The 2,178-nt window shown below is 71.4% G+C and carries 3 protein-coding genes; 2 read left to right on the top strand and 1 reads right to left on the bottom strand.

Going from position 1 to position 2,178, the window contains the following annotated elements; translation table 11 throughout:
* Positions 1-276 (bottom strand): BadF/BadG/BcrA/BcrD ATPase family protein (locus tag FAF44_RS52905; protein ID WP_368857805.1); only part of this gene is annotated, 276 nt, incomplete at its 3' end.
* A gap of 60 nt (positions 277-336) precedes the next feature.
* On the opposite strand from FAF44_RS52905, the gene FAF44_RS52900 reads away from it, so the two are divergent.
* The gene (locus tag FAF44_RS52900) at positions 337-1,203 is read left to right on the top strand and encodes a MurR/RpiR family transcriptional regulator (protein ID WP_237111073.1); all 867 of its coding nucleotides are present in this window, start codon (positions 337-339) and stop codon (positions 1,201-1,203) included.
* Between the two features lie 23 nt (positions 1,204-1,226).
* Positions 1,227-1,973, top strand: coding sequence for a sugar isomerase domain-containing protein (locus tag FAF44_RS52895; protein ID WP_237111072.1), 747 nt, complete (start codon positions 1,227-1,229; stop codon positions 1,971-1,973).
* The last annotated feature ends 205 nt before the right edge of the window (positions 1,974-2,178 follow it).

The following is a 2,178-nucleotide window of genomic DNA, read 5'->3' as shown; positions in this document are numbered from 1 at the left end:
CCCCGGCAGGACGTCCGAGAGCACCCGTCCGGCCAGCGCCGCGCACGCGTCCTGATGGCCCGCCATCCCCACCACGACCCCGGCCACCTGCTGCGGAGCGACCCCCGCGACGGCGTCCCTGACGGCGGCGGTCAGGTTGGCGGTGGCGAGGTCCGCGCCGAGCGAGCCCGGATTGGCCCCGCCCGCGCGCCCCCTGCGCACCGCCGCGCCCTCCAGCGTGAACAGCGCCGCCCGCGTGGACGTGCCTCCGGCGTCAACGCCAAGAACCAGTCGCATGTCAAAAATTATTGCCCAAATGCCTTGACGGCACCATATCCTGAGCATAATTATCGCCGCGTGGAACTCCTCAACCGCATCAGAGCCGACCGGCACGACATGCCCGAGGCCCTGCGCAAGGTGGCCGACGCCATCCTCGAAGGGCCCGGCGAGGCCGCCCGGCTGACCATCGTCGACCTGGCCGAGCGGAGCGGGACGTCCACCGCCACCATCACCCGCTTCTGCCGTGCCCTGGGGTTCGCCGGCTACGCCGAACTCCGCGTGGCGATCGCCACCGAGACCGGCCGCGTGGCCCAGCAGACCTGGGAGACCGACATCGGCCAGGAGATCCTGCCCGACGACAGCCTCGAACGGGTGCTCGGCGTGGTCTCCGGCAACGACATCCGCCTGATCCAGGAGACCCGCGACCAGCTCGACCTGGCCGTGGTGGAGAAGGTGGCGCAGGCCGTGGCCAGGGCCGGGCGGGTGCTGCTGTTCGGGGTGTCGAGCAGCGCGGCCGTCGCCAGCGAGATGGAGTACCGGCTGCAGCGGATGCGCGTACCGACCTGGAGCAGGTCCGACGCCCACAGCGCGCTGACCGACGCGGCGCTGCTCGGCCAGGGCGACGTGGCGATCGGCATCTCCCACAGCGGCAGGACGCGCGAGGTCATCGAGGTGCTGGCGGAGGCGGGCAGCCACGGCGCGATCACCGTGGCCGTCACCTCGCAGCCGAGATCACCGCTGGCGGAGGTGGCCGAGCTGGTGCTGACCACGGCGAGCCGGGCCACGAGCTTCCGCTCCGAGGGCTTCGCCGCGATCCACTCCCAGCTCCTGGTGCTCGACGTCGTGTACGTGTCGGTCGCCCAGCGCACCTACGAGCGCACGAGACAGGCCTTCGACGTGACCGTCCGCGCAGTGGCGGGACATCGCCTCCCCGCAGGCGACTGAGCGACCCCACCGAAAGGGGATCTATGACGATAAATCCGCAAGACTTCGCCGACCACATCGCCCACCTCGTACGGACGATCCCGGACGACCCCGAGATCACCCGCGCCGCCGACCTGTTCACCAAGGCGCTGACCGCCGGCGGCGTGATCCAGGCGTTCGGCTCCGGCCATTCCGAGGCCGTCGCGATGGAGATCGCCGGGCGCGCCGGCGGGCTCGTCCCCACCAACCGTCTCGCGCTGCGCGACATCGTCCTGCACGGCGACGCGCCCCGCTCCACACTCGACCGTTACGACCTCGAACGCGATCCCGCCGTCGCCAGGACCATCCTCGACGTGGCCCCGGTCCGGCAGCACGACCTGTTCGTGATCATCTCCAACTCCGGCGTGAACGGCGTGGTCGTCGAGCTGGCCACCCTGGTCAAGGAGCGCGGTCACGACCTGATCGCGATCACGTCCAGGAGCCATGGCGACGCCGTGCCCGCCCGTCACCCCTCGGGCCGCAAGCTCACCGACCTGGCGGACGTCGTCCTGGACAACCGCGCGCCGTACGGCGACTCCGTGCTGCCCCTGCCCGGCGGGGGCGCGACCGGGGCCGTCTCCACGATCACCTCCGCGCTGCTGGCGCAGCTCGTCGTCACCCGGACGGTGGCCAACCTGCTCGAAGCGGGCGAGACGCCGCCCGTCTACCTCTCGGCCAACATCCCGGAGGGCGACGCGCACAACCTCCGCCTGGAGGCGTTGTACGCGGGCCGCATCCGCCGGGGCGCCTGACCGTCTTCACCGCACCACCCATCTCTTCGGCACGTACGGAACTCGGGGGCCGCACAACCTGCAAGGAGAACCCCGCCCATGTACCGAAATTTACGAAAAATCCTCGCGTCCTCAGCCCTCCCCGCCACCCTGCTCACCGTCCTCACCACCGCGCTGGTCGCCGCCCTGGTCGTCACGACGCCGGCCGCCCCGGCGCGCGCCGACC

This window comes from Nonomuraea sp. MG754425 (assembly GCF_021699195.1).
Lineage (GTDB): Bacteria > Actinomycetota > Actinomycetes > Streptosporangiales > Streptosporangiaceae > Nonomuraea.
The sequence above is the reverse complement of the archived record's forward strand: the minus strand, read 5'-3'. Positions and strand labels throughout refer to the sequence as shown.